This is a genomic window from Myxococcus sp. NMCA1, from assembly GCF_026810205.1.
GTDB classification, from domain to species: domain Bacteria; phylum Myxococcota; class Myxococcia; order Myxococcales; family Myxococcaceae; genus Myxococcus; species Myxococcus xanthus_A.
On the sequence record NZ_CP113950.1, the window covers coordinates 2,761,230 to 2,786,665 of the forward strand.

General features: G+C 69.8%; 21 protein-coding genes. 9 read left to right on the forward strand and 12 right to left on the reverse strand.

Going from position 1 to position 25,436, the window contains the following annotated elements; all coding sequences use genetic code 11:
- Positions 1-2 precede the first annotated feature (2 nt).
- Positions 3-986, reverse strand: a complete 984-nt coding sequence (gspC, locus tag OZ403_RS39460) for a type II secretion system protein GspC (RefSeq protein WP_328285524.1) — start codon at positions 984-986, stop codon at positions 3-5.
- Between the two features lie 263 nt (positions 987-1,249).
- Between gspC and OZ403_RS11960 the strand changes: the two genes are divergently transcribed.
- The gene (locus OZ403_RS11960; RefSeq protein ID WP_268784261.1) at positions 1,250-2,896 is read left to right on the forward strand and encodes a transglycosylase SLT domain-containing protein; all 1,647 of its coding nucleotides are present in this window, start codon (positions 1,250-1,252) and stop codon (positions 2,894-2,896) included.
- Between the two features lie 69 nt (positions 2,897-2,965).
- Here OZ403_RS11960 and OZ403_RS11965 read toward each other — a convergent pair whose 3' ends face one another.
- On the reverse strand, positions 2,966-4,069 hold the full coding sequence (locus tag OZ403_RS11965) for a hypothetical protein (RefSeq protein ID WP_268784262.1): 1,104 nt from the start codon (positions 4,067-4,069) through the stop codon (positions 2,966-2,968).
- Positions 4,070-4,166: 97 nt separating this feature from the next.
- On the opposite strand from OZ403_RS11965, the gene OZ403_RS11970 reads away from it, so the two are divergent.
- Entirely contained in the window at positions 4,167-5,129 is a 963-nt protein-coding gene (locus OZ403_RS11970; RefSeq protein ID WP_268784263.1) for a class I SAM-dependent methyltransferase, read from the forward strand.
- Positions 5,130-5,171: 42 nt separating this feature from the next.
- Here OZ403_RS11970 and cysI read toward each other — a convergent pair whose 3' ends face one another.
- From cysI to OZ403_RS12005, 7 genes are read right to left on the reverse strand one after another with little or no spacing between them, the layout of a single operon-like run.
- Complete coding sequence (gene cysI / locus OZ403_RS11975) at positions 5,172-6,860, reverse strand: assimilatory sulfite reductase (NADPH) hemoprotein subunit (RefSeq protein ID WP_268784264.1); 1,689 nt, start codon at positions 6,858-6,860, stop codon at positions 5,172-5,174.
- Positions 6,861-6,884: 24 nt separating this feature from the next.
- Positions 6,885-8,711 carry an assimilatory sulfite reductase (NADPH) flavoprotein subunit gene (locus OZ403_RS11980; protein ID WP_268784265.1) on the reverse strand — a complete coding sequence of 609 codons (1,827 nt, stop codon included), beginning with the start codon at positions 8,709-8,711 and terminating at the stop codon, positions 6,885-6,887.
- Positions 8,708-10,417: a sulfate adenylyltransferase subunit 1 gene (locus OZ403_RS11985; RefSeq protein WP_268784266.1), complete on the reverse strand. Its 1,710-nt coding sequence runs from the start codon at positions 10,415-10,417 to the stop codon at positions 8,708-8,710. Before OZ403_RS11985 ends, OZ403_RS11980 begins: the two co-directional genes overlap by 4 nt.
- Positions 10,417-11,334, reverse strand: coding sequence for a sulfate adenylyltransferase subunit CysD (gene cysD / locus OZ403_RS11990; RefSeq protein ID WP_268784267.1), 918 nt, complete (start codon positions 11,332-11,334; stop codon positions 10,417-10,419). The genes OZ403_RS11985 and cysD overlap by 1 nt, the downstream gene beginning before the upstream one ends.
- Complete coding sequence (gene cobA / locus OZ403_RS11995) at positions 11,327-12,127, reverse strand: uroporphyrinogen-III C-methyltransferase (RefSeq protein ID WP_140853784.1); 801 nt, start codon at positions 12,125-12,127, stop codon at positions 11,327-11,329. The genes cysD and cobA overlap by 8 nt, the downstream gene beginning before the upstream one ends.
- Positions 12,124-12,789 carry a precorrin-2 dehydrogenase/sirohydrochlorin ferrochelatase family protein gene (locus OZ403_RS12000; protein WP_268784866.1) on the reverse strand — a complete coding sequence of 222 codons (666 nt, stop codon included), beginning with the start codon at positions 12,787-12,789 and terminating at the stop codon, positions 12,124-12,126. The genes cobA and OZ403_RS12000 overlap by 4 nt, the downstream gene beginning before the upstream one ends.
- A complete protein-coding gene (locus OZ403_RS12005; RefSeq protein ID WP_268784268.1) occupies positions 12,786-13,508 on the reverse strand; it encodes a phosphoadenylyl-sulfate reductase in 723 nt (240 codons plus the stop codon). Before OZ403_RS12005 ends, OZ403_RS12000 begins: the two co-directional genes overlap by 4 nt.
- A 687-nt stretch (positions 13,509-14,195) precedes the next feature.
- Between OZ403_RS12005 and OZ403_RS12010 the strand changes: the two genes are divergently transcribed.
- Both OZ403_RS12010 and OZ403_RS12015 read left to right on the forward strand, forming a co-directional pair.
- Positions 14,196-14,633: a DUF2383 domain-containing protein gene (locus OZ403_RS12010; RefSeq protein WP_268784269.1), complete on the forward strand. Its 438-nt coding sequence runs from the start codon at positions 14,196-14,198 to the stop codon at positions 14,631-14,633.
- A gap of 290 nt (positions 14,634-14,923) precedes the next feature.
- The gene (locus OZ403_RS12015) at positions 14,924-15,625 is read left to right on the forward strand and encodes a hypothetical protein (protein WP_237078237.1); all 702 of its coding nucleotides are present in this window, start codon (positions 14,924-14,926) and stop codon (positions 15,623-15,625) included.
- 13 nt (positions 15,626-15,638) lie between these two features.
- Here the strand turns inward: OZ403_RS12015 and OZ403_RS12020 are convergent, their stop codons facing one another.
- Both OZ403_RS12020 and OZ403_RS12025 read right to left on the reverse strand, forming a co-directional pair.
- Complete coding sequence (locus tag OZ403_RS12020; protein ID WP_140874229.1) at positions 15,639-16,733, reverse strand: hypothetical protein; 1,095 nt, start codon at positions 16,731-16,733, stop codon at positions 15,639-15,641.
- A 93-nt stretch (positions 16,734-16,826) separates the two neighbouring features.
- Positions 16,827-17,195, reverse strand: a complete 369-nt coding sequence (locus tag OZ403_RS12025) for a hypothetical protein (RefSeq protein WP_237078238.1) — start codon at positions 17,193-17,195, stop codon at positions 16,827-16,829.
- Positions 17,196-17,573: 378 nt separating this feature from the next.
- Between OZ403_RS12025 and OZ403_RS12030 the strand changes: the two genes are divergently transcribed.
- From OZ403_RS12030 to purL, 4 genes are all read left to right on the forward strand, one after another.
- Positions 17,574-19,091, forward strand: a complete 1,518-nt coding sequence (locus OZ403_RS12030; RefSeq protein WP_268784270.1) for a hypothetical protein — start codon at positions 17,574-17,576, stop codon at positions 19,089-19,091.
- Between the two features lie 32 nt (positions 19,092-19,123).
- Entirely contained in the window at positions 19,124-19,978 is an 855-nt protein-coding gene (locus tag OZ403_RS12035; protein ID WP_268784271.1) for a metal-dependent hydrolase, read from the forward strand.
- Positions 19,979-20,060: 82 nt separating this feature from the next.
- Positions 20,061-20,192, forward strand: a complete 132-nt coding sequence (locus OZ403_RS12040) for a hypothetical protein (protein WP_257792140.1) — start codon at positions 20,061-20,063, stop codon at positions 20,190-20,192.
- A gap of 182 nt (positions 20,193-20,374) precedes the next feature.
- Positions 20,375-24,283 carry a phosphoribosylformylglycinamidine synthase gene (gene purL, locus OZ403_RS12045; RefSeq protein WP_140853797.1) on the forward strand — a complete coding sequence of 1,303 codons (3,909 nt, stop codon included), beginning with the start codon at positions 20,375-20,377 and terminating at the stop codon, positions 24,281-24,283.
- Between the two features lie 72 nt (positions 24,284-24,355).
- Here the strand turns inward: purL and msrB are convergent, their stop codons facing one another.
- Entirely contained in the window at positions 24,356-24,778 is a 423-nt protein-coding gene (gene msrB / locus OZ403_RS12050) for a peptide-methionine (R)-S-oxide reductase MsrB (RefSeq protein WP_268784272.1), read from the reverse strand.
- 188 nt (positions 24,779-24,966) lie between these two features.
- Between msrB and OZ403_RS12055 the strand changes: the two genes are divergently transcribed.
- A complete protein-coding gene (locus tag OZ403_RS12055) occupies positions 24,967-25,404 on the forward strand; it encodes a CBS domain-containing protein (protein WP_237078240.1) in 438 nt (145 codons plus the stop codon).
- Positions 25,405-25,436 lie beyond the last annotated feature (32 nt).

Here is a 25,436-nt window from a genome sequence, read left to right on the forward strand (position 1 = left end):
GCTCACTTCACGTCGTAGACCTTGCGGACCGGACTCCCTCCTCGCTCGATGTCGAGCTCGAGGTGCGGAGCGTCCCGCAGCAGCATGAAGGCCTCCAGGGCTCTGTCGGGCGCGTCGAGCGAGACGCCATTGATGCGCCGGAGCACGTCACCAGACTGAATGCCGAGCTGCTCGTAGAGGGAGCCCTTCTTGATGGAGAAGACCTTGAATCCCTGGGGCTTGCCGTCGCGGAAGGCCGGCACCACACGGGCCTGGGTGAGCAGGCCGTCCATATTGGCAAGCGCGTCTTCGACAGCGCGGCGGGACACCTCATAGGTGTGCTCACCCACCGCGCGGACGCCCGTCTGCACGGGCCCGACGTTCGCCAGGGCCGGGGAGGGAGAGACGCCGCCATGGCGGTCGGCGCGGATGAACTCCTCCCGGCCGTCCACCAGGAAGGTGATGCGCTCGCGCTCGATGGAGACGACGCGAGCGCCCTGCAGGTCGTCACCGGTCATCACGCTGCGGATGCGCCTCGCGTCGAGGTCCTCGATTGAGGCGAGCGACCACTGCGAATCATGCGCCACCAGGGTGCCGAGCAGCTTCAGCCGCAGGGACGTGTTCATGGCCGTGCCGCCACCAGAGGGCGGCGCCTGCTCCGGCGATTTGTCGAGTGTCAGTCCTGTGTGCTTTGCCAGAAGACTGCCTTCCAATGCCGCGCGGGGGCGTGAGGCAGCCTCTGTCGGTAATGATTGCTCATCCCACATGTTTGAGATGCGTGGAGTGAGTGCGAACTCCAGGAGCAGGTTGGTCGTGCTCGCCAGGAGCAGCATGGCGAGTGCGATGAATGTCGTGGTGACGAGCCAGAAGTACTTCCGGAGTGGGTTGGCCATGGCCGAGTGCCTTTGCGTTCGGGAGTGACACGCGGCCCTTGAGCAATCACGAGGCCAGGGCCTGGGCGGGGCCGCGCGCACTCTGATGGCGTTGCCCGCACGGGACTCACCCATCCCTCCCTGTCACGGAGGGGCGACGTGTGGGTGACAGGCTGTCACGGCGCTCTTTGACAGAAGTGTCACGCGTTGCGCGGTGCGTCGCGCGTTGTTGGGTGTTTATGAAAATGAACAGAAATGACGGACAGATGTGTCCTGTCAGATTTGACAATTTCGATATCGGTGTTTGTCTGGGGATGAGGCAACTTCGTTTCGTCACGGGCGAGAATCGTGAATATCCCCCGCCCCAACGCCGCATCGGGTGACGAAAGGTATTGGCCTTGAAGACCCATTCCGTTCGCAGTGGCGACACCCTGAACGCGCTGGCCCGCAAGTACAACACGTCCGTCTCCGCGTTGGCCCAGGCCAACAACATCACTGACCCGAACAAGATTCGTGCGGGCCAGAAGCTGACCATTCCGGACACGTTCGAGAGCGCGCCCACGCGGGGTGGTGACACGACGGGATCCGGCACGGCCAACCGTCCGGCGGGCGGCGACAACTTCACCCCCGCGGCGACGACGACGCGCGCCGCCAACGGTCAGGTTCGCGACGACGACGGCCGGCAGTTCCCCACGTCCCGTGACGGCACGCCGCTCTACAAGCAGGGCGATGCGCAGTGGGGCTCGCGGCGGCTGGGGACCGGTTCGAGCCTGTCCGCGGCGGGTTGTGCCATGACGGCCACCGCCATGGCGGTGAGCAAGATCACCGGGAAGACCATCAACCCAGGGGAGATGGACACGTACCTGGACCGCAACAACGGCTACTCGGGCAACGCGCTCAAGTGGGGCTCGGCGGCGGCCATGGGCGGCCTGGGCGCCGCGAAGCAGGCGTGGAACCTGGACACCATCAACCGGCAGGTCGACGCGGGCCGGCCGGTGGTCGTGGGCGTGGACTACAAGGCGGGCAGCGGTGGTGGCGCGAACGGCACCGACCACTGGATCACCATCACCGGCCGTGGCACGCAGAATGGCAAGCCCGTCTACTACGCGAACGACCCGGCCACGGGGAAGGAGATCACCCTCAACGTCCAGGGCAACCGTCTGTCGGGCGGCCCCCAGGGCTACAAGACGACGGGTGAGCTGGTGACCTTCTCGGGCGGCAACCCGCGTCCGGGCAACACGAACGGTGGTGGTGGCACGGGCGGCGTGGGCTCCCAGCCGCCGCCGACCTCGGGCGGCTCGGTGAAGGGCATGAAGCTGCCCGCGGGTGACCTGGAGAAGGGCGCGCGCGGTCCCGCCGTGGAGCAGCTCCAGCAGGCGCTGGTGAAGGGCGGCTACATGACCCAGGCCGAGATGAACACGGGCCCGGGCGTCTTCGGTCCTCGCACGGAGTCGGCGCTCAAGGAGTTCCAGGCCGCCAACAACGTGAAGAACACGGGCTACTACGGTCCGCTGACGCGCGCGGCGTTCTCGAAGCTGGGCGCCTCCGTGGCCAGCGGTGCCGGCGCCACCAACGGCACGGGTGGAACGGGCGGTACGCAGGGCACGGGCAACGCGGGCCCCGCGAAGGGCAACAACGACCTGAGCGGCTTCTCGTCGAACAAGTACGACAACCTCATCAACGAGATGTCGCAGAAGTACAACGTGCCCGCGCGCCTCATCAAGGCGGTCATCCAGCAGGAGTCCACCTTCAACCCGAACGCGAAGTCGGGCGCGGGCGCGGTGGGCCTGATGCAGCTCATGCCGGCCACCGCGCGTGAGCTGGGCGTCACCAACCGCACGGACCCGCGCCAGAGCATCGAGGGTGGCACGAAGTACCTCTCGCAGCAGCTCAAGCGCTTCAACGGTGACGTGCGGCTGGCGCTCGCCGCCTACAACGCGGGCGCGGGCAACGTGAACAAGTACGGCGGCGTGCCTCCGTTCAAGGAGACGCAGGACTACGTGCGGAAGATCACCGGCTGGTACAACGGCGCCGGCCCCGCGTAGCGCACCGCGACGTGCCGCGACTTCGGCCCGGCTCCCTACGTGGGCGCCGGGCCGTCGTCTTTCCGGCGCTCAGGGCGTGGGCCAGAAGGCGGGCGCGTAGACGTCCGGCACGGACACCACGCGCTGCTGCGTCTTCGGGTCCCAGACGGTGGCCGCCGCATAACCTCCGTAGGAGGTGACCAGCAGGAGTCCCCGGTCGAACTGGAAGCCCAGGTACGCGTCCGGCTCCGTGAGGTCCTTCAAGGACAGGCGCTGGTCTCCACGGGCCCAGAGCAGGGGCTGTCCAAGCACGAGCATGGGGCCCTCCTGGCGTGCCCGGTAGTAGAGCGTGCCGTCCGGGCCGGGCAGCTCCATCCACCAGCCCGCTCCCTCGCTCCCCGACTCCTGCGCATTCAGTTCCTTCGCCATCGTCGGCGCGGCCTTGCTGCCAGGAATCCGGGTGGGCAGTGAGGCCGTCCATGTCGGCGTGAGGGTCGCCTCCGCTTCGAGCACGCCGTACTCGGAAGGCGAGTCCTCCTGGAAGCGGGCCGCCTTGATCTCGATGCGCTTCCAGCCGCCGTCCTCCAGGCGATAGGCCATGGCCAGTCCCGGCACGCCCTTGCCCTTCGGAACGGGGAATCTCTCGCCATCGAAGGTGATGGGCCCCTTCGATTCAGAGGCCAGGACGACGATCGCCACCGGTCGGCCCTGCGCGTCGAAGCCGACGCGCAACACAGAGGGCTCGTTGGGGTTTCCGGCGCTGTTTCCTCCGGGCAGGGACTTCAGGTCCAGTGGCTGCCCGGACTTCGCGGCGACGTCCACGCGCCAGGCACGCGGGACCTCCCCTTCGCCCGAGGGCCACGTGAAGAGGAGTCCCTGCTTGCCATCCGGACTCCATGACACCGAGGACCTGTCGCAATAGGCGTCGAAGCGGAAGACGCGGGTGGCCGTGCCCTTCAAGGGCTGGCGCATCCATTCGCAGTGTTCGGCGTCCTCGGTGGGTTTGAGGTAGCCGAGCTCCGTCTGTGCCTCGGCGGGAGGCGGAGCGGGCTTGGGCGGAGGTGCGGGCACGGCCTCCGCGCTGGGCGCTGCGGCGGGGGCAGGGGGCGCGGCCGGCTTGTCCTCCTTGTTGGACTGACAGCCCAGGAGGGCGACGGCGGCGAGCAGGGCGGAAGGGGTGCGAAACCGATGCATGGAATACCTCGGCGGTGCGGGCCTTCGAATGGGGGAGATTGTGCACGGCGCGGAAGCCACGGAACAGGACAGATGCCGCGATAGGCTCCGCGGCATCATGCCGAGCCCCACCGAGTCCGCCTCGCACCCTCGCCGCTTCCATGCCGAGTCCCTGATCCACATCCAGCGGCACTTGCTGGCGTTGCTCGGTGCGGGGCCCGTCACCATCGAGGTGCCAGACCCGGACCTGGGCAGGGGGTGCTACCCTGGCGAGCGTGTGGGCCCGTCCGGCGCGCTGCTCCATCGGCCCCTGCGCAGTTGGTGCGACCTGGCGGAGGGGCTCGCGTGCCGGCTGCTCACGCCCCGGGCGGTGGATGTGACGCACATCGCGCTGACCTTCGAGCGACTGGGGCCCGAGGCGCCCTGGCACGCGGGGGGCCTGGCGGACGAAGCGGTGTCACCGCAAGAACGCTACGGCGCGGCCTCCGCGTTCGCGCGTCTGCGCAAGCTGGAGGACGCGGGCTTCCTGTTGCCCTGGCTCGAAGCGCTTGGGCGCATCCGGTTGCCGGCGTCCGCTCGCGTGCTCGACCTGGGCGTCAATCGCGGGGATGAACTGGCGGCGTTCTCGTGGCTCGAGGAAAGCCCCGACGTGCGCTTCGTGGGGGTGGACCACAGCGCCAGCGCCATCGAAGAGGCGCGCGCTCGCTTCCCCGATGCTCGGCATCGCTTCGTCGTCGCCGACCTCAATGCGTTGCCGGAGGACCTGGGACGCTTCCACCTGGTGGTGTCCGTGGGCACGCTGCAGAGCCCCGGTGTGGATGACCATGCGCTGCTGCGCAAGCTCGTGCAGGAGCACCTGGAGCCGAGCTCGGCGCTGCTGCTGGGCTTTCCCAACTCCCGCTTCCGGGATGGCGAGGTCGTCTACGGCGCGCGGGTGCGGAACCTGCGCGAGCCTGACCTGTCGCTGCTGGTGAAGGACCTGTCCTTCTACCGTCGCTATCTGCACCAGCACGGCTTCCGCACGTTCCTGGGCGGCAAGTACGACCTGCTCCTCACGGCGGTGCGGGGCGCGGGCGGCTGACCACGGCTTGCGCCGCCCGCGTTCCGATTGAGGCGCGTCGACTCAGGACGGTCGAGGCTGAACGGCTGGGCTGGGGACGTGCCCAGCGCGCACCACGAAGTCGCCAAAGCCTTCACCGGGCTGTCGCTCGCGTGCGTAGCCCTCGAACAGTGGCTCCAGCGCGGCGAGGATGGCGTCCTCGTCGATGTTCTCCCGGTAGAGGCGGTTGAGGCGCTGGCCTCGCGCATCTCCGCCCAGGTGCAGGTTGTAGCGGCCCGGCGCCTTGCCCACGAGTCCCACCTCCGCCAGGTACGGCCTCGCGCAGCCGTTGGGGCACCCGGTGATGCGGAGCAGCAGGTTTGCGTCCTGCAGTCCATGCGCCCGCAGCCGGTCCTCCAGCCGTCCCACGAAAGCGGGCAGGTAGCGCTCCGCCTCCGCCATGGCGAGCCCGCACGTCGGCAGCGCCACGCAGGCCAGCGCGTTGCGGCGCACGGGGCTGGCGCTGCGGAAGCTGTCCAGCACGTGCGCCGTCACCAGTGCGTCGATGGCGTCGCGGGCCTCGGGCGTCACACCAGCGATGACGAGGTTCTGGTTCGCCGTGAGACGGAAGTCCCCGGTGTGGATGCGCGCGATCTCCCGCAGGCCCGTCAAGTGCGCGGCGCCGGGCCGGTCCGCCACGCGGCCGCTGTCCAGGTGCAGCGTCAGATGCCACCGGCCGTCATGGCCTTCCGTCCACCCGAAGCGGTCTCCGTTGTGCTCGAAGGCGAAGGGGCGCGCCAACTGGAGCGCGAAGCCGAGCCGCTTCTCCAACTCCGCCGTGAACCAGGGGACGCCGCGCTCCTCCAGGACGTACTTCAGGCGCGCGTGCTTGCGGTTGGTGCGGTCCCCGAAGTCGCGGTGAATCTTCACCACCTCCTCGGCGACGGCGAGCGTCTGCTCCGGCGGGATGAAGCCGACGACGTCCGCCAGCCGGGGATAGGTGGCCGCGTCACCGTGCGTGGCGCCCATGCCGCCGCCCACGGCGACGTTGAAGCCCACGAGCGCGTCGCCCTCGATGATGGCGATGAAGCCCAGGTCCTGCGCGAAGACATCCACGTCGTTGAGGGGCGGCACCGCCACGGCGGCCTTGAACTTCCGGGGCAGGTACGTGGAGCCGTAGATGGGCTCGTCCTCACCGCCGGCCACCTTCTCCTTCCCCAGCCAGATTTCGAAGTAGGCGCGCGTCTTCGGTAGCAGGTGCTCGGAGATGCGCACCGCCCACTGGTACACAGTCTCGTGGACGCGCGAGTCCACCGGATTGGGGTTGCACAGCACGTTGCGGTTCACGTCGCCGCAGGCGGCCAGCGTGTCCATCATCGCTTCGTTGATGCGGGCGATGGTGGGCCGGAGGTCGTCCTTGATGATGCCGTGAAGTTGGAAAGCCTGCCGCGTGGTGATGCGCAGCGTGTGGTTGGCGTGCTCGCGCGCCAGGGCGTCCATCGCCAGCCACTGGGCCGGTGTGCAGACGCCGCCGGGCAGGCGGGTGCGGAGCATGAAGCTGTAGTCGGGCTCCAGCTTCTGCTGACGCCGCTCCTCGCGCAGGTCGCGGTCGTCCTGCTGATAGCTGCCGTGGAACTTGATGAGGCTGGTGTCCGGCGTGGCGAGGCTGCCCGTCACCGGGTCCTTCAGGCTCTCCGCCAGACTTCCCCGGAGCAGGCGGCTCTGGGTCTTGATGTGCTCCACTTCGGAGAGCGGCTTGGGCTGGTGGCTCATGTCGTTGCTCGCAATCGGAATGGGTCAGTAGACGTCGCGCAGGTAGCGCCGCTGCTCGCGCAGGGACTCGAGCCAGGCGTGCGCGTCCTCGCGGCTCTTGCCGCCGTGGGTGGAGACGATGTCCACCAGTGCCTCATGGACATCGGGGGCCATTCGCTGGGCGTCGCCGCACACGTAGAGGTGGGCGCCGCCTTCGAGCCATTCGTAGACGTCACGTCCGGACTCGCGCAGCCGGTGCTGCACGTAGACCTTCTGCGCGCGGTCCCGCGAGAAGGCGAGCGACAGCCGGTGCAGCGTCTGCTTCTTCAGGGCCTCCTGCCACTCCGTCTGGTAGAGGAACTGGGTGCGGAAGTGCTGCTCACCAAAGAAGAGCCAGTTGCGGCCCTTCGCTCCGGTCTCCGCGCGCTCCTGGACGAAGGCCCGGAAGGGCGCCACGCCGGTGCCAGGGCCAATCATCAGCACGTCCTTGTCGCCGTCCTCCGGCAGCCGGAAGCGTTCGTTCGGCTCGATGAAGACGCGGACCGTGTCGGTGCCGGCCGTGCGCGTGGCCAGGTGGTACGACGCCGCGCCGAAGTGCCGCAAGTCGAAGGCCGTGTAGTCCACCACCGCCACCGTGAGGTGCGCCTCTTCACCCACGCGCTTGGAGCTGGAGGCAATCGAGTACAACCGGGGCGTCAGCCGGCGCAGGGCCTGGACCAGCTCCGTGGCGTCCCAGGTGGCCTTGTGGGCGCGGAGCACGTCGATGACCTGATGCCCCGCCAGCAGCGCGCGGAAGGACTCGGCGCGGCCCGGTTCGAGCACTTCGCGCAGCGCCGCGCTGCCGGACAGCCTGGCGTGCTGCTCCAGGAAGGGGCGGTTGAGCTTGGTGATTTCCAACTCGTCGCTGAGCCAGCGCGCCAGCGGGAGCGTGCGGCCCTCACGGGTGACGGCCGCTTCGCCGTCGAGGCGCAGCTCGGACAGGAAGGACGCCACCAGCTCCGGCGGATTGTGGGGCCACACCCCCAGCGCGTCGCCAGGGGCGTATTCCTGCCCGGAGCCCGCGAGCGACAGCTCCAGGTGCCGCACGTCCTTGAGCGCGCCGCGCGCAGTGATGCGCTGGTTGAGCAGCACCTCCGCGGTGTAGGGCGCTTCCTTGGTGACCGCGGGCGCGGCGTGCGGCTCCCGCAGCGGCACGACGGTGGCCGTCACCGTCGCCAGCGGAGTCAGTGCTTCGCGCGCCAGGGTGAATGCCTGGTCGAGCCAACCCTTGGCCACGGGCTCGAAGTCCACGTCGCAATCGGCGCGCTCCAACAGCCGGCTGGCGCCCAGCTCCGCGAAGCGGACGTCGAGCAGCCGGCCCACTTCGCAGAAGCGCGGGTAGCTGGAGTCTCCCAGCCCCAGCACGGCGTAGCGCAGCCCCTCCACCCGAGGCGCGCGCTTGCCGAGGATGAACTCACAGAAACCGCGTGCGTCGTCCGGCGGGTCGCCATCTCCCTGGGTGCTGATGACCACGCAGAGCAGCTTCTCCTTGGCCAGCTCTCGCACCGGATAGTCACTGGCCCGGAACAGCCGCGCGGCGAGTCCGGCGGACTCTACCTGGTGCTTGAGGCGCTCGGCCAGGAGGCGGCTGTTACCTGTCTGCGTCCCGTAGATGATGGTGAAGGGAACGGCGGGCGAGGCCACGGGCACGGGCGTCACCGGGACGACGGTGGCCTGGGGCGCACGGACGGCCAGTCCCGCCGTGTAGCCGCTCAGCCAGTTCAAGGCGGAGGTGTCCAGCCCCTCCACGAGCTTGAGCAGCAGGGCGCTCTTGTCCTCACCCAGCAGCGCATTGATGAACGGGGACGCGTGGGTGGCAGGGGATGCGCTCATCGTGCGGCCTCCCGGAGGGTGAGGATTTGGTCGAGGTGTTGCTCCAGGTCTTCGCTGGCTTCCAGCTCCAGCCACGCGGCGCCGGCATCGCGGGCGTCCGCACGCAGGGCCCGGCGTGTCTGGGGCGTGTCGGAGTGGACCAGGGCCACCAGTCCCGCCGCCGCGAGCGCCAGCGCCACCTCCACGTCACCAGGGGCGGTGGCGACATGCCAGCCCAGGTCGAACAGCCGGCGCTCCAGCTGGAATGCGCGTGAGCTGGCGTCCGGCGTGGCGGGCAGCAGGACGATGGCGCCGGGCTGGCCCAGCCGCCCCCGCCGCTCGGGCTGCGTGACGAGCGAAGAGGCCACCTCGCCCTTCGCCGAGTCCTCCACCGGCCCCAGAACCATGCCCGCGCCCACCGTGTCGTGGGTGAGCGCGTCGATGATGATGAAGGCGCCCGTGCGGCGGTTGTCGCGGTACGGGTCGGTCAGCAGCGGCCGACGGCACACCACCCGCACCCGGCCGATGTCGTTGAGTGACAGGGACTCGGCGGGTTGCTCGGACAGGTCCGCCAGTTCCTTGCGCCACAGCACCCGCTCGATGTGCGCGGGCGCGGTCCGCGAGGCCTGCTTCACCAGGTAGCGGCGGGAGCAGTCCAGCGGCTGTTCTCCGAACCACACGAGCATCGCGTCGAGATGGTGGAGCGACAGCGGAGGCTGGTCCACATGGGCCAGCACGTCGCCTCGGCTGGCGTCCACTTCGTCCGCGAGTCGCAGCGTGACGGACGCGGGGGACGCGGCCTCCTCCAGCGGTCCGTCGAAGGTGTCGATGCCCGCCACGCGCGTGCGCCGCCCGGAGGGATGGACCTGGATTTCATCCCCGACGCGGACGGTGCCGGAGGCAATCTGTCCCGCCAGCCCTCGGTAGTCCTGGTGGGGCCGGAGCACGTACTGGACGGGGAAGCGGAAGGGCGCGTCGTCCTGCCGGCGCTGGTGGGGCAGGGACTCCAGCCACGCGAGCAGGGTGCCGCCTTCATGCCAGGGCGTGCGGGCGCTGGGCCGGGTGATGTTGTCCCCCCGGCTGGCGCTGACGGGGAAGAGCCGCACGCCCTCGAAGCCGAGCGCGTGGGCGAAGTCCACCAGCTCGGTGCCGATGCGCTCGAAGGTGTCCCGGTCGAAGCCCGTGAGGTCCATCTTGTTCACGGCCACGGCGAGGTAGGGAATGCCCAGCAGCGAGGCGATGTACGCGTGGCGGCGCGTCTGCGGCAGCACGCCCAGTCGCGCGTCCACCAGGATGACCGCCGCGTCCGCCGTGGAGGCGCCGGTGGCCATGTTGCGCGTGTACTGGATGTGGCCCGGCGTGTCCGCGACGATGACCTTGCGCCGCGCGGTGCTGAGGTAGCGGTAGGCAACGTCGATGGTGATGCCCTGCTCACGCTCGGCGCGCAGGCCGTCGGTGAAGAGGGAGAAGTCCAGCTCCTCCTCGTCCGCGCCGGCCGCGGCCTTCAGGCCCTGGACCAGCACCTCGGAGGGCACGGACACGGCGGCGGCCCGCTTCGCGCTGGCCTTCCGCACGGCGGAAATCTGGTCCTCGAAGAGCCCGTCGCACTCGTAGAGGAGCCTGCCGATGAGGGTGGACTTCCCGTCATCCACGGAGCCCACCACGACGAGCCGGAGCAGCTCCCGGGCGGCATGCTGGTCGAGCAGTTGCTGCAAGCCGGTGTCCATTAGAAGTAGCCCTCGCGCTTCTTGAGCTCCATGGAGCCCTCTTCGTCGTGGTCGATGAGCCGGCCCTGCCGCTCGGACTGGCGGGCGTTCACCATCTCGTGGATGACGGTCTCCACCGTGGTGGCGGAGGACTCGATGGCGCCGCTGAGCGGGTAGCAGCCCAGGGTACGGAAGCGCACGCGCCGGAGTTCGGGCTTCTCCCCGGGTCGCAGCCGCATGCGCTCGTCATCCACCATGAGCAGCGTGCCGCCCCGGTCAATGATAGGACGCTCCGCCGCGAAGTAGAGCGGCACCACGGGGATGCGCTCGCGCAACACGTAGTGCCACACGTCCAGCTCCGTCCAGTTGGACAGCGGGAAGACGCGCATGCTCTCGCCCGCGTCGACGCGGCCGTTGAAGAGGTTCCACAGCTCCGGACGCTGGCGGCGCGGGTCCCACTGTCCGTGCCGGTCCCGGAAGGAGAACACCCGCTCCTTGGCGCGGGACTTCTCCTCGTCGCGCCGCGCGCCGCCGAAGGCCGCGTCGAAGCCATGCTTCGCCAGCGCCTCCAGCAGCGCCTGCGTCTTCATCGCGTGCGTGTACTTCTGGCTGCCGTGGTCGAAGGGGTTGATGCCCTCGGCCAGCGCGCGCTGGTTCTGGTGGATGATGAGGCGCAGTCCGTGGCGCGCCACGAAGGCGTCCCGGAACGCATACATGTCCCGGAACTTCCAGGTGGTGTCCACGTGGAGCAGCGGGAAGGGCAGGGGCGCGGGGTGGAAGGCCTTGCGCGCCAGGTGCAGCAGGACCTGGGAGTCCTTGCCGATGCTGTAGAGCATCACCGGGTTGGCGAACTCGGCCACCGTCTCCCGGAGGATGTGGATGCTCTCCGCTTCCAGCTCCGACAGGTGGGACGCCCGCGCGAACGTGTGCTCACTCATGACCGCCCTCCGCCACGCGCGCTGGCGCGTGTCCATGCTCCGAGGTTCCCTGCGCCACCAGCGACGGCAGGCGCGCGCGCAGCGAGACGACCTCGCCCACGATGAGGAGCGACGGCGAGCCGAGCGCGTCACGCGTCACCGCCTGGGCGATGTGGCTCAGCGGAGCCTCCACCACCCGTTGATGCTCCCACGTGCCCGCCTCCACCACGGCGGCCGGCGTGGACGCGGAACGCCCCGCGCCGACCAGCGCGCGCACCGTCTCCTCCAACCGGCTGCCCGCCATGTAGAGGACCAGCGTCTGGGCCTTCGCCAGGAAGTCCCAGTCCGGCGCGCTGCCGCCTCGGTATGCGGTGGCGAACGTCACCGCGCCGGAGACACCCCGGTGCGTGACGGGAATGGCCGCCGCCGCGGGCACGGCTGTCCCTGCGGTGAGGCCAGGCACGACTTCATAGGGGATGCCCGCCTCCTCCAGCGCGAGCGCTTCCTCGCCGCCGCGGCCGAAGACGAAAGGGTCACCGCCCTTGAGCCGCACCACGCGGCGCCCCAGCAGCGCCTGGGCGATGAGGGTGACGTGAATCTCCTCCTGGCTCACGGAGTCGCCGCCGCCCTCCTTTCCGACGTAGATGAGCCGGGCGTGGGGCCGCGCATGCTCGAGCACACCAGGGTGGACCAACCGGTCATGAACGACGGTGTCCGCCTCCCGGAGCACGCGCGCGGCGCGCAAGGTCAACAGCTCCGGGTCTCCCGGACCCGCGCCGACCAGGAACACTCGGCCTCTCGTCTGCTCTCTCATCGTGTCTCTCCAGGAAGCTTCCAGTGCTCCAACTCCGCGCGGAGCCGAGCCCAGGCGGCCTTGCGCTCGCCTCGCTCCAGCAGCGCGCCGATGTCTCCCACCGCCACCTGCTTCAGCAGTCGCTGGCGCGCTTCGCCTCGGGGCAGGTGCTCGCGGAGCCAGCTGCTGAGTCGCGCCAGCCAGATGTGATGTCGCGTCACCTGGGCGGTGAGCGTCTTGCGCAGGTGGCTGGCGAGCGCGGGGGCCCGCCCCGCCGAGGACACGGCGACGGTGATGGGGCCGCGCCTGCCGACGGAGGGCAGGGTGAAGTCACACAGCGCCGGTTCGTCCGCGGTGTTGACCCACAGGCCCAGGTCTCGGGCTTCGGTGGCCACCTGCCGGCCCACGGCCACGTCATCCGTCGCCGCGAGCACCAGGTGATGGCCTCGCACGTCACCGGCCTCGTAGGAGCGGGGCTGCCATTCCAGGCGCCCAGCGGCTGCGAGCCGCCGCAGCGTGGCGGTGGCCTCCGGCGCGATGACACGCAGTCGCGCGCCGGCGTCGAGCACCGCGAGGGCACGGCCCTCCGCGATGGCGCCGCCGCCCACCAGCAGGACGGAGCGTCCCTCGAGTCGAAGGCACACGGGATAATCCAGGGCGTGTGAAGGCATGGCGCGCTTCATCGGACCGGGTGGAGGCCGCACTCGCGGTTCTCCGCGGACTCCCACCACCAGCGGCCCGCGCGCTCGTCCTCGTAGGGCTTCACCGCGCGCGTGCAGGGCGCACAGCCGATGGATGGGTAGCCACGGTCATGGAGCGCGTTGTAGGGCACGCTCTTCGCACGGACGTAGGCCCAGATGTCCCGGCTGCTCCACCTGGCCAGCGGGTTGAGCTTGAGCAGCCCATGCGCGCCGTCCACCTCCAGCGTCGCCACGTCGGTGCGGGTGACGGACTGCTCACGGCGCAGTCCCGTCACCCACGCCTGTTGGCCCGCGAGCGCGCGCGACAGGGGCTCCACCTTGCGGATGGCGCAGCATTCCTTGCGCGCCTCCAGGCTGTGGCGAAAGGAGAAGTAGCCCTTCGTGGACTCCAGCGCCTCCACGCGCGCGCGCTCCGGGAAGTACGTCTCCACGGTGACGCCGTAGCGCTTGCGCACCACCTCCATGAGCTCGTACGTCTCCGGGGGCAGGCGTCCGGTGTCGAGCGTGAAGAGGCGCAAGCTGGGCGCATGCTGGCGCGCCAGGTCGATGAGGACCATGTCCTCCACGCCGAAGCTGGAGGCGATGGCCGCGCGCGCGCCGAAGCGGCGCTCGGCCCAGGCGAGGAGGTCCTGCGCGGGGGCGTCCTTCACTTCGGCGGCTTCGGCGAGCAGGGCCGAGGCATGGGACTGCGGGGGCGACATGGTGACTCCAGGAAAAGAAAAGGCCCGCCTCTTTCGAGGGCGGGCCGCACGAGCAAGAAGGTTCGAGAAGGACGCGCTACACGCTTCTCGATGCTCGGCACCCGCCTGCGGGGGGACACTCGGGACACGCACGGCACAGACAGCACGCACCACCCGTGGCACAGGCGTCATCACCCCCGGCGGGGAGCACGGGAGAACGGGGGACACGGGCGTCGGCGGTGAAGGTCATGGGCGAGCGGTGCAGGGCTGGGTAAGGAAACGAAAACGGCCCGGTTCCTGGGACAGGAGACCGGGCCGGGAAGAGCGCGAGGAGGGATGCTTGGAAGGGCTTCCCCTATGCGCGTCAACAACCCAGGTCCGGCTGACGACAACACGTACACGACGGACAGCAGCGGCTGGCAAACGGCGCGGCGGTCGGTGTGTGGGAGTGCGTCATCGCGAAGACCTACGCTAGCGGCTGTTTCAGGCGCGCGTCAACCGGTCGGCCTCGATGTGGCATGCGGGGCTGGGACGGCCCGAGGGGACGTCCGCTCGTCCGCCCGCCTGGGGGGCGGGACACGGCGCCAGCGGGTGAACGTCCGCGCAGACCTTGGAAGGAGGCGGGGAGGCGAGCCCTCGTTGCCCATGCGGCAGCGGGCATCACCTTTGCGGCGAGCCGGATTCACCCGTCACCCATGGAGGCCATCGATGGCGAGCACCAACAAGGACGTCGAGACGCTCAATTCGTTCCTGCGCGGCGAAATCTCCGCCGTGGAGACCTATCGTCAGGCGATCGGGCACGTCTCTGACGGACTGGCCCGTGACGCGCTGGAGTATTGCCAGCACGACCACGAGCACCGGGTCGAGGAGATTCGCGAGCGCATCCTGAGGATGGGCGGTGAGCCCGTGGAGAGCTCTGGCATGTGGGGCACCTTCGCCAAGCTGGTCCAAGGCGGCGCGGACGTCCTGGGCGAGAAGGCCGCCATCCAGGCGCTGGAGGAGGGCGAGGACCATGGCCTCGCCGACTACCAGCGCGACGCGGACCAGGTGCATGGCGAGAATCGACGCTTCGTGCGGATGGAATTGATTCCCGCGCAGAAGCGGACGCATGAGCGGCTCAGCCGTCTCAAGCGCACCCTTCATTAAGCGCGTGCCGCGCGGATGCGCGCCGGCCGGGTGTCTCGTTCCGGGCGCCCGGCCGGATTTTTCTCAACCCGTGCGACACGACACTGGCTTGAATCTCCGGGCATCCCGCCCGTCTCAGGCCACGCGCGGCGCCCTGAACCCTCCCCAGACGGGGTGTTGGAGCTTGTGCGCATGGCATGCGATACCTGGGGGGCTCGTCGCGTTTAGGGAGGCGGAGCATGTCGCCGGACCGCGGTTCATCGGAACGGGATCCACGCCCGCAGCAGGTCTCAGGCGAGGAAGCCCGGACCGTGCCCGCGACCTCCACCTCGCTGATGGACGCCAGCCATGCGGGGACGCTGAGCGCGGGTTGTGAAGCCCTCTTCCGCTCCACCGAGACGACGCTCCAGTGGGCCTGGCGGGTGCTGAAGTGCGCGAAGGCGGGCCCGGGCGCGGGCCCCCTGGCCATGTCCGCCCGTCAGTGCGCGCTCGAGTTCCTGGACCGCGTCCCGCCCCATGTGCGCCGCGGCGTAGCGGAGCTCCTGGGGTACAGCAGCCTGTGGCAGGCGGTGTGTACGCGGCTGGGACGCCCGGTGGCGCGCTCCAACGAGGAGCTGCTGCATGAGCTGGGCGAGGACCTCCAGGTCCTGCTCCACGGCGCCCAGGCGCGTTTGGGGACCGCCGCCGCGCTGGAGCAGGGGCTCCTGGTCCACCTGGGCCGGCTGCGCGATTCTCGCCGGGGGGAGCCGGGCGCGCCGCTGGAGCTGCGCGCGGCCCTGGACGCCTTCACCCACTCCCTGTCCGAACTGATGACCGCGGCCAGCGCCTACCGCCGCGCGTGGGAAGCCGCCGAGACGGAGCTGTCCGAGTCCGCCGCGTGGCTGGGCGCCGGAGACCCGGGTTTCTGCTCGTGGATGGCGGACCACCTGTCAGAGACGGTCTTCGCGTGGCGCAACGCCCAGGCCTCCGTCCGCATGCTGCGCGAGCTGGGCGAGCTGTCCCAGCAGCCGTAGCCGGACGCCTGCCTCACGCGTCCACGAGGATGCGGTGCCGGTAAAGCTCCAGCAGGACGTCCTCGGACAGGTCCGCCTGCTTGTTCTCGCGCAGGTGCTGGCGCACGGCGTCCACGGGCTCGCGTCCGGTGAAGTCGACGAGCAGGCCATAGGCTTCACCGGGCAGGGCCACGGCGTCGTATTCGCTGTAGGCGCCCAGGGCCACGCTGCCGTCCTGCATCCACTGCACGGTGGCATCGGGGTTGAGCTTGAGCGTGCGCGGCAGCTGGGGCGCCACGGCGGTGTGGTGGAGCTTCTCCAGCGTCTTCAGCTCGATGGTGCCATCCAGGCCCAGCAGCTTCTCCACGCCGTCCGGGGGCAGCGCCTTCACCAGGCGGTAGCACTCCCGGAAGTAGTCGAGCTCGAGTCCTTCGTAACCCTTCCACAGCGCCGCGTAGGCCTTGGCGGGCGGCGCGGTGTCATCCAGGTCCTCCACGGTGAGCGGCCCGGGCTGCGTCTCCGCGCGGTCCCTGCCGGACAGCACGTAGTCGGGGAGGAGCTGGAGCGCCGTCCAGCGTGACAGCTGGATTTCGGCCAGCGTCAGGTACGTCTTGAGGGACATCCAGAACTTGCGGCCGTCCGCGCCCGCCACGTACTTGCAGAAGAAGGTGGAGCAGACGGCTTCGCGGTAGGGCCAGATGGTGCAGCCGCCGCTGTCCGCGGAGAAGTAGCCGCAGCGCAGGGACGCGGCCCGGCCGAAGAACTGGTGGCCGTTCTTGTAGAGGAGCTGGAACTTGGCGGGCGGCTTCACCCACTGCGGCGTGACGCCCACGCGGCTGGCGACCTTCGCCTCCATGCGGCGCCGGCCCTCCGCCAGCTCGGGGCGGTCATCGGACAGCAGCGCGCCCACCAGGTAGTTGGGCAGGCGCGGTGAGTACGTGCAGCACTTGGTGTCCGGCCGGAACATGCGGCTCACGCCGTCCACGGAGTCGACGGCGCCCTGCGCGGAGTCCTGGCACATGGCGCAGTTCGAACAGGTGGCCTTGCTCTCCTCGGGAACGTCCTGCCGGAAGAAGTCAGGAAGGAGGTCGCGGTAGAGAAGGGGAAGGCTGTCGAGCAGGCGTGGCATTGCGACTCCGGGAAGGTGTCCACCGACGCGCCGGACTCACCGGCGCGGGCTTTCTTCCCGGAGCCTGACGAGCGGAACGACGCGTCGAGCGGCCTAGAAGTAGCAGATGGAGTCGAAGCCGCAGTAGCCCTGACGGTCTCCGCACTGACAGTGGTAGTCATCCGCACAGAGCATCGTCGGGCAGAAGGGGCCACCCGGGCCGCCGGTGCCGCCGCCCGTTCGATAGGTGTACTCGCACACGGAGTTCACGCAGGTGGCCGTCTGCGCGCTGGGACACGCGTTCGCGCACTGCCAGTCCTCGTCACAGAAGGATTGGAAGCAGATGGCCAGCGAGGACTCCGTGCTCGCGCTGTTTTCACAGAGTTCCTCGGGCTCGGAGCTGATGGGGTCGGCCGCCGCGACGGTCGCGAACGTCAGCAGCAGGGCGGCACTCCAGGCGAAGGGACGGCGGATGAGAGACATGGATGCTCCTGCGCCGACACCCCGGGCGGGAGTGCATGGGAATGTCGGGCTGTCAAAGAATACCAGGAGGCATCTGGGGTGAATGCAGGCGTGCTTGCTCGCTTGCATTCAATGGCAGACATTTTTGCCGGCCGACGTGGCACGTCGCGCGAAGATTCCGTCCCGGCTGATGCGCTGTGTGTCACGCCCACTGCGTGAGCTTCCCATGCGCTCCGTGAGGGGTCGCCTTCGTGAGTCGTGTTTCACCCGCGCAGGCAGGTCAAAAAGCGTGGCTGTAAGTGAAATGGCGCAATGACCTGACGGTACAGGTGGCGTGTCCGGTAGGCTACGCAGCCAATGCCGTGGGTCATCCCCCCGTTGACCACTCGGAGGTGTGCCATGGACGGATCCGGTCCCCTCCCGTTTCCGGATGAAGCCCAGGACGTTGACGTCATCGGACGCGTGCATGCGGCGTTGACGCATCAGTTTCCACACCTGCATCCCGTGGCGCGTCATGCCATCAGCGGGCTCGTGCGTTTCTGCGACGGGTGGCGGCGGCTGTTTCCGGCGCGGCGGCCGACCCAGGTGGTGCCCGCGCTGACGACGTGGGAGCAGTTCCTGACGACCGAGCCCCGCTCGCGCCGCATCATGGTGACGGTGCAGCCGTTGGGCGTGGAAACGGACGGCGGGACGTGGGCACCGGTGCTGCTGGCGCGTGTGGCGCGCTGGTACCGCGACAGCCGCGGCGTGCGCCGGCAGAACCAGCCCCTGGACGTCTGGGTGGCGCGCCTGGGCCGTGAAGGCTCCGATGCACGCCAACGCGCCCAGGACGCGGACGTCCTCACCGCCGCCATCACGTGCGAGGACGGTGGGCTCCAGGTGGTGCGTTTGTCCCTGGACGACGCGGCGCTGACGCCTGATGCGGTGGCGGCGTTGCTGGCACGCACGCCCAGCCGCTCGCTGGCCGAGGCACGCCGGGATGGCTTGTTCCCGCAGGTGCTGGTGGACCGCGCCTCGCGAGGCGACAGCGCCTGGACGTCCCACCTGCTGACGTCGAGCGCCTGGTTCGGTGCGAGAGTGGACGTGGCGACGGGCGCCCTGGAGCTGAGCTTCGACCACCTGGTGATGGATGGCACCGCGATGGCCGAGCTCTCGCTGGCGGCCTCGGAGGGGTTGCCGCGCAGGGCGGGGCGCGCGGCGCCGGGCGAATGGCTCACCGGTCCCGAGGAGCCGTCGCCGCTGCTGCGAGTGGAGCTGCCGGAGGGGCTCGACTTCCGGAACCTCACCTGCGCGATGCTCCAGGCGGTGCAGCGGGCCGGCGAGGGCGTGTTCCCCGTCGACAATCCCACGCTGCTGGTGCCGGTGCTGCCCGCGTCGCCGCACACCGTGGCGCGGAAGTGGCGGCGCATTGGTATCGCGGTGGTGCCCTCGCGGACGCGCACAGGGCCGATGACGCCCTCTCACGTCGCGCACCTGCTGGAGCAGACGCGGCGGGGCGGCGGCGTGCTGGAGGACATCTTCACCACGTTGTACTCACCGACGCTGCCGTGGTGGATGCCCTCCCTCACCACGCACGGCTTCGCCTTCACACCCTTGCTGCGGCAGGTGCCCGCCGCCCTGGGAGGCAATGCCCTGCTGTCCAAAATCACCTTGGAGGTCGACGATGATGAAGCGCTGGCGCGGCATTCCCCGCTCTTCTTCAACACGATGCGGCCGCTGTGTGCCGTGGGGGGCGGCGTGGCCCTCTGCGTGACGGAGGTCCTCCACGCGACGCCCTCGGGCGTGCGCAAGCGCTTCTTCGCGGCGCTCGCGGGCAGTGGTGCCCTGGGCACGCGCGAGAAGCTGCTGGCCTTCCGGGATGTGCTCGTCGCGGAGGCCGTCAGCAGGGCCCGGCCGCGACGTCCGGCACTCCCTTGAACCTTCCTGGTCTTCCGTCACGAGAGCTCTCCATGGTCTCCCCCCACGACCCCGGACGCATCCGGCCGCGACCGCACCTCCAGTTCCCCTTCGACGCGAGCTTCCCGCGCATCTGGCACCGCAACGGCCCTGGCACCACGCACCTGTGGAACGGGCTCAACATGCTCTTCCCCCAGGGCGAGCGGTTCTTCGTGCGCAGCGTCAACCACTACATGCGGCAGCTGGCGGACACGCCCGCGCTGCGCGCGCAGGTGAAGGCCTTCTTCGCGCAGGAAGGCAAGCACGCGCGCGAGCACCAGGACTACATCGAGCTGCTGGAGTCCCAGGGCTACGACATCCGCCGCTTCATGCAGCGGTACGAGTCATTCCTCTGGGGCGTCATCGACGCGAAGCTTCCACCGTCGCTGAGGCTGTCCATCACCGCCGCGCTGGAGCACTACACGGCGCTGATGGGCGAGAACACGCTGACGCTGGGCGTGTTCGCGGACGGCCACCCGGCGATGCGCAACCTCATCGAATGGCACGCCGCCGAGGAGATTGAGCACAAGGCGGTGGCCTTCGACGTGCTGCGGAAGGTGGCACCGGGCTATGGGCTGCGCGTGTTGGGCATGGTGCTGGCCGTGTTGTCGCTCTTCGCCCTGTGGTTCGCCGCCACGGTGACGCTGCTGCGCCAGGAGCGTGGGCTGGGGTGGATGGGGCTGCTGCGCGAGCTGTGGCGCGCTCACCGGAAGGACCCGGTGCTGTTCCAGGTGCTGGGACGGGGCTTGCGGCAGTACCTGCGCCCCTCCTTCCACCCGCTGGACAATGACAACCTGGGGTTGGCCAGGGCCCACCTGGCGACACTGGAGGCGCCGCCTCCGGAGGTCCCGGAGCGAGAAGCGGCATAGCGGCGCGAAAGCACGCCTGGTGAGGGGCATCCCGCACGGTGGTTGCTCACTGGTGGAACGTGAAGGAGGCCGCGAAGGTTGCTTGCTCCCGCGGGGCGCGAACTTCGTCGCCAGCACGGAGGTGCTCTACCAAGGCCTGCGTCACCCCGGCGTGACGTGGGCGCATGGGTTCTCCTGGAGCCTGGGGCTCGGGGTGGCCCTGGGGGACCGGTAAGTCTGTTGGCGGTGCTTCCCGCTTTGTCACGAGCGCTGCGCAGGCTCTGACGTGCGGCTGACACCTACCGTGGCTCCTGCCCGCATGTCCGGCAGGCGTCCCGGCGTGAACTCTTCACGCGCCGGGCCGACGCACGGTGATAAGGACGGCCCCGCTGTTACCCAGAGCCACGATCTCGACCCATGTCCAGCATGCACACCCTGCGTGGGGCTCCGGCCCTTTCTGACTTCAGGCTCGCCAAGCTCCTGGCCCAGTGCCGCGAGCGGGTGCCCTCCGTTTCATCCGTCTATGCGGAGTTCGTGCACCTCATCGACGCTCCGGCGCCCCTCTCCGAGGCGGACCTGGCCACCCTGGGCCGCCTGCTCGACTACGGGCCCCGCGTGGCCACGGGGGCGCGCGCCGGCAGCCTGCTGCTCGTGCTGCCTCGGCCGGGCACCATCTCCCCCTGGTCCTCCAAGGCCACGGACATTGCCCACAACTGCGGGCTGGGCGAGCGGGTGCGGCGCATGGAGCGCGGCACCGCCTTCTTCATCGCGGGCCCCAACGGGCAGGCGTTGCAGGACGCGGATCTGGAGCGCCTGAGGCCGGTGCTGCATGACCGGATGACGCAGACGGTGGTGGGGCGTCTGGAGGACGCGGCCATCCTGTTCGCCGGGCACACGCCTCGGCCCTTCACGACGGTGGACGTGCTGGGCGGAGGCCGCGCGGCATTGGTGACCGCCAACCGCGAGCTGGGCCTGGCCCTGGCCGACGACGAGATGGACTACCTGGTGGCGCGCTTCACCGAGCTGAAGCGCAACCCCACCGACGTCGAGCTGATGATGTTCGCGCAGGCCAACAGCGAGCACTGCCGGCACAAGATCTTCAACGCGAGCTGGACCATCGACGGCAAGCCGCAGGAGCGCTCGCTCTTCCAGGCCATCAAGAACACCTACGTCCAGCACAAGGAAGGCGTGCTCGGCGCGTACAAGGACAACGCGGCTGTCATCGAAGGCTTCGAGGTGGACCGCTTCTTCCCGTCCCCCGAATCTCGTGAGTGGGGCTCCGTGCGCGAGCCGGCCCACATCATGATCAAGGTGGAGACGCACAACCACCCGACGGCCATCTCCCCGTACCCGGGCGCCGCCACCGGCGCGGGCGGCGAGATTCGCGATGAGGGGGCCACCGGCCGTGGCGCCCGGCCCAAGGCGGGCCTCACCGGCTTCAGCGTGAGCCACCTGCGCATTCCGGGCTTCGAGCAGCCCTGGGAGCAGCCCTACGGCAAGCCGGACCGCATCGTCTCCGCGCTGGACATCATGGTGGACGGCCCACTGGGCGGCGCGGCCTTCAACAACGAGTTTGGCCGGCCGAACCTCACGGGCTACTTCCGCAGCTACGAGGTGCAGGTCCCCACGCCCGGTGGCGTGGAGGTGCGCGGCTACCACAAGCCCATCATGATTGCCGGTGGCCTGGGCAACATCCGCGCGCCGCACGTGCAGAAGGGGCGCCTGCAGCCGGGTGACAAGCTCATCGTCCTGGGCGGGCCCGCGATGCTCATCGGCCTGGGCGGTGGCGCGGCGTCCTCCATGGCGCAGGGCGCGAGCGCGGCGGACCTCGACTTCGCCTCCGTGCAGCGGGACAACGCGGAGATGGAGCGTCGCTGCCAGGAGGTCATCGACAGCTGCTGGGCGCTGGGCGACAAGAACCCCATCCGCTCCATCCACGACGTGGGCGCCGGTGGTCTGTCCAACGCGGTGCCGGAGCTGGCCCACGACAACGACCTGGGCGGACGCCTGGAGCTGCGCGCGGTGCCCAACGCCGAGCCGGGCATGTCGCCGGTGGAGATCTGGTGCAACGAGGCGCAGGAGCGCTACGTGCTGGGCGTGGCGCCGGAGGACCTGGCCAGCTTCGCCGCACTGTGCGAGCGGGAGCGCGCGCCCTTCTCCGTGCTGGGTGACGCCACCGCCGAGCAGACCCTGAAGCTGGGGGACACGCAGTTCGGCAACGCGCCCATCGACCTGCCCATGGACGTGCTGTTCGGCAAGGCGCCGCGCATGCACCGCGACGTGACGTCGCGCCCGGTGTCGTTCGCGCCGCTGACGCTGGATGGCTCACTGGCGGTGCTGGCGGAGCGCGTGTTGAGCCACCCCACGGTGGCGGACAAGAGCTTCCTCATCACCATTGGCGACCGCACCGTGTCCGGGCTCAGCAACCGGGACCAGATGGTGGGCCCCTGGCAGGTGCCGGTGGCGGACTGCGCGGTGACGCTGTCCACCGTGACGAGCACCACCGGTGAGGCCATGGCCATGGGCGAGCGCACGCCGCTGGCCCTCATCGACGCGGCGGCCTCGGCGCGCATGGCGGTGGGCGAGGCGCTCACCAACATCGCCGCGGCCCGCATCGGCAAGCTGTCCGACGTGAAGCTGTCCGCCAACTGGATGGCCGCGGCGGGCAGCCCGGGCGAGGACGCCAGCCTCTACGCCGCTGTCCACGCGGTGGGCATGGAGCTGTGCCCCGCGCTGGGCCTCACCATCCCCGTGGGCAAGGACTCCATGTCCATGCGGACCGTCTGGGAGGAGGGCGGTGCCCGCAAGGCAGTGACGGCGCCGGTGTCGCTCATCATCTCCGCGTTCGCGCCGGTGCTGGACGTGCGCAAGTCCCTGACGCCGCAGCTGGTGGACGTGGCGGACGACACGCGGCTGCTCTTCATCGACCTGGCGCGCGGGAAGCAGCGGCTGGGCGGCTCCGTGGTGGCCCACGTCAACGGGCAGGTGGGGCCGGAGAGCCCGGACGTGGAGGACCCCGCGCTGCTGCGTGGCTTCTTCGCCGCGGTGCAGGCGCTCAGCGAAAGCGGCTCGCTGTTGGCGTACCACGACCGCTCCGACGGCGGCCTGTGGGCCACGCTGTGTGAGATGGTCTTCGCGGGCCGTTGCGGCCTGGACGTGGACCTGGCGCCGCTGGGTGGCGACGTGACGGCGGCCCTCTTCAATGAGGAACTGGGCGCGGTGGTGCAGGTGCGCGCATCGGACGTGGCGCGCGTGCGCGAGGTGCTGGCGCAGCACAGCCTGTCACGGGACGTCCACGAGCTGGGCCGCCCGGTGACGGCGCTCCAGGTGAGTGTGCGCCACGGCGGCGACACGTTGCTGTCTGCGGACACGTTGGCCCTGCGCCGCACGTGGTCCCGCGTCAGCCACGAGATGCAGAAGCTGCGCGACAACCCGACCTGTGCGGACCAGGAGTCCGCCGCGAGGAGTGACGCGTCGGACCCGGGCCTGTCGCCGAAGCTGACCTTTGACCCGGCCCAGGACGTGGCCGCGCCCTTCATCGCGAAGGGGGCCCGTCCTCGCGTGGCCGTGCTGCGGGAGCAGGGCGTCAACAGCCAGCAGGAGATGGCCGCGGCCTTCACGCGGGCGGGCTTCGCCGCGGTGGATGTCCACATGAGCGACATCCTGTCGGGGCGGGTGTCGCTCGAAGGCTTCAAGGGCGTGCTGGCGTGCGGCGGCTTCTCCTACGGCGACGTGCTGGGCGCGGGCGGCGGGTGGGCGAAGTCCATCCTCTTCAACCCGCGAGCGCGGGACGCCTTCGCCGCCTTCTTCGCGCGGCCGGACAGCTTTGGCCTGGGCGTGTGCAACGGTTGCCAGATGATGTCGCAGCTCAAGGACATCATCCCGGGCGCGGAGCACTTCCCCCGCTTCGTGCGCAACGCCTCCGAGCAGTACGAGGCGCGCCTGTCCCTGGTGGAGGTGTCGAAGACGCCGTCGCTCTTCTACCAGGGCATGGAAGGCAGCCGAATGCTCATCGTCACCTCGCACGGCGAGGGCCGCGCGGAGTTCCCCAGCGCGGAGGACGCCGCCCGCGTCAACGGGCTGGGGCTGGTGACGACGCGCTGGGTGGACAACCACGGGCGGGTGGCGGAGACGTATCCCGCCAACCCCAATGGCTCGCCCCACGGCATCGCCGGTCTGACGACGCGGGATGGGCGCTTCACCATCACCATGCCGCATCCGGAGCGGGTGCACCGCTCCGTGCAGCACTCGTGGCGGCCTCGCGAGTGGAGCGACGACGGCCCCTGGATGCGCATGTTCCGCAACGCCCGCGTCTGGTTGGGCTGAGCGCCGCGGGTTCGCTGGGCGGGGAGCAGGGCCGGGACAGCATCCGGCCCGCTCACCCGTTCCGTGAGGAGGCTACGCCTTGACCAGCTCCAGCGGCTGGCCTTCGGGGACGTGCTTCATGGATACCGAGTTCATGCAGTAGCGCCAGCCGGTGGGCGGTGGGCCGTCGGGGAAGACGTGTCCCAGGTGCCCGTCGCAGCGCGCACAGCGGACCTCGGTGCGAATCATGCCGTGCGAAACGTCCTGGATTTCCGTCACCGCGTCGGACGCCACCGGCTGCGTGAAGGACGGCCATCCCGTGCCGGACTCGAACTTCGTGCCCGCCTTGAACAGGGGATTGCCGCAGCCCGCGCACACGTAGGTGCCGGGCGTCTTCGTGCCCAGGAAGCACCCGGAGCCAGGCCGCTCGGTGCCGTGGCGGCGGAGGACTTCATACTCCTGGGGGCTCAAGCGCTTGCGCCATTCGTCGTCGCTGAGGGTGAGCTTGTCGACCATGCCTTCCTGCTCCTTGTCCGGGCCCGGACCGGGGCCCACGCGCACATCAGATGCGCATCCTGCCCCAGCGTCGCGCCTGGTGGGCAGCAAGGTGTGAGGGAGCTTGTCTGGCTCCTCGCTTCAGGGCCAGGCGCAATCCGGGAGGCGACGGCGGGGCGCCGGGGTTCAACGGGAGTGGGAGGGGCGTCATGCAAAGCGAGGAGCGTGCAATGCGGATTGGCGAGCTGATGACCAAGAACCTGGAGACCATCGAAGCGGGCGAGCCCATCCGGGCCGCGGCGCTGAGGATGCGCACGTGCAACATCGGCTCCTTGCCGGTGCTGGAGGGTGGGCAACTGGTGGGCATGCTGACGGACCGGGACATCGCGGTGCGGTCCGCGGCGCTGGGGCAGGACCCGAACACCACGCGCGTGCGCGAGGTGATGACGGCCACGGTCATCACCTGCGACGTGGACGCGACGCTCGAGGTGGCGGAAAAGGTGATGGAGGAGAAGATGGTGCGTCGCCTCGTGGTGGTGGACGGTGAGCGGCGGCCAGTGGGGCTCTTGAGCCTGGACGACCTGGCCACGGTGCCAGAGGAAGTCCTGCACGCGGGCGAGGTGCTAGAGCGGCTCCAGCAGGTCTGAAGCGACGGGGCGCGAGCGGTGCGGCGTTTCTC

Bases quoted from the DNA above. Each gene is read 5' to 3' on its own strand.
- OZ403_RS11980 (WP_268784265.1), bottom strand. From the start codon at position 8,711: ATGAGCGCATCCCCTGCCACCCACGCGTCCCCGTTCATCAATGCGCTG.
- OZ403_RS12010 (WP_268784269.1), top strand. From the start codon at position 14,196: ATGGCGAGCACCAACAAGGACGTCGAGACGCTCAATTCGTTCCTGCGC.
- OZ403_RS11970 (WP_268784263.1), top strand. From the start codon at position 4,167: ATGCCGAGCCCCACCGAGTCCGCCTCGCACCCTCGCCGCTTCCATGCC.
- OZ403_RS12020 (WP_140874229.1), bottom strand. From the start codon at position 16,733: ATGCCACGCCTGCTCGACAGCCTTCCCCTTCTCTACCGCGACCTCCTT.
- cysI (WP_268784264.1), bottom strand. From the start codon at position 6,860: ATGAGCCACCAGCCCAAGCCGCTCTCCGAAGTGGAGCACATCAAGACC.
- OZ403_RS12025 (WP_237078238.1), bottom strand. From the start codon at position 17,195: ATGTCTCTCATCCGCCGTCCCTTCGCCTGGAGTGCCGCCCTGCTGCTG.
- cysD (WP_268784267.1), bottom strand. From the start codon at position 11,334: ATGAGTGAGCACACGTTCGCGCGGGCGTCCCACCTGTCGGAGCTGGAA.
- OZ403_RS12000 (WP_268784866.1), bottom strand. From the start codon at position 12,789: ATGAAGCGCGCCATGCCTTCACACGCCCTGGATTATCCCGTGTGCCTT.
- gspC (WP_328285524.1), bottom strand. From the start codon at position 986: ATGGGTGAGTCCCGTGCGGGCAACGCCATCAGAGTGCGCGCGGCCCCG.
- msrB (WP_268784272.1), bottom strand. From the start codon at position 24,778: ATGGTCGACAAGCTCACCCTCAGCGACGACGAATGGCGCAAGCGCTTG.
- OZ403_RS12005 (WP_268784268.1), bottom strand. From the start codon at position 13,508: ATGTCGCCCCCGCAGTCCCATGCCTCGGCCCTGCTCGCCGAAGCCGCC.
- OZ403_RS12055 (WP_237078240.1), top strand. From the start codon at position 24,967: ATGCAAAGCGAGGAGCGTGCAATGCGGATTGGCGAGCTGATGACCAAG.
- cobA (WP_140853784.1), bottom strand. From the start codon at position 12,127: ATGAGAGAGCAGACGAGAGGCCGAGTGTTCCTGGTCGGCGCGGGTCCG.
- OZ403_RS12035 (WP_268784271.1), top strand. From the start codon at position 19,124: ATGGTCTCCCCCCACGACCCCGGACGCATCCGGCCGCGACCGCACCTC.
- OZ403_RS11985 (WP_268784266.1), bottom strand. From the start codon at position 10,417: ATGGACACCGGCTTGCAGCAACTGCTCGACCAGCATGCCGCCCGGGAG.
- OZ403_RS12030 (WP_268784270.1), top strand. From the start codon at position 17,574: ATGGACGGATCCGGTCCCCTCCCGTTTCCGGATGAAGCCCAGGACGTT.
- OZ403_RS11965 (WP_268784262.1), bottom strand. From the start codon at position 4,069: ATGCATCGGTTTCGCACCCCTTCCGCCCTGCTCGCCGCCGTCGCCCTC.
- purL (WP_140853797.1), top strand. From the start codon at position 20,375: ATGTCCAGCATGCACACCCTGCGTGGGGCTCCGGCCCTTTCTGACTTC.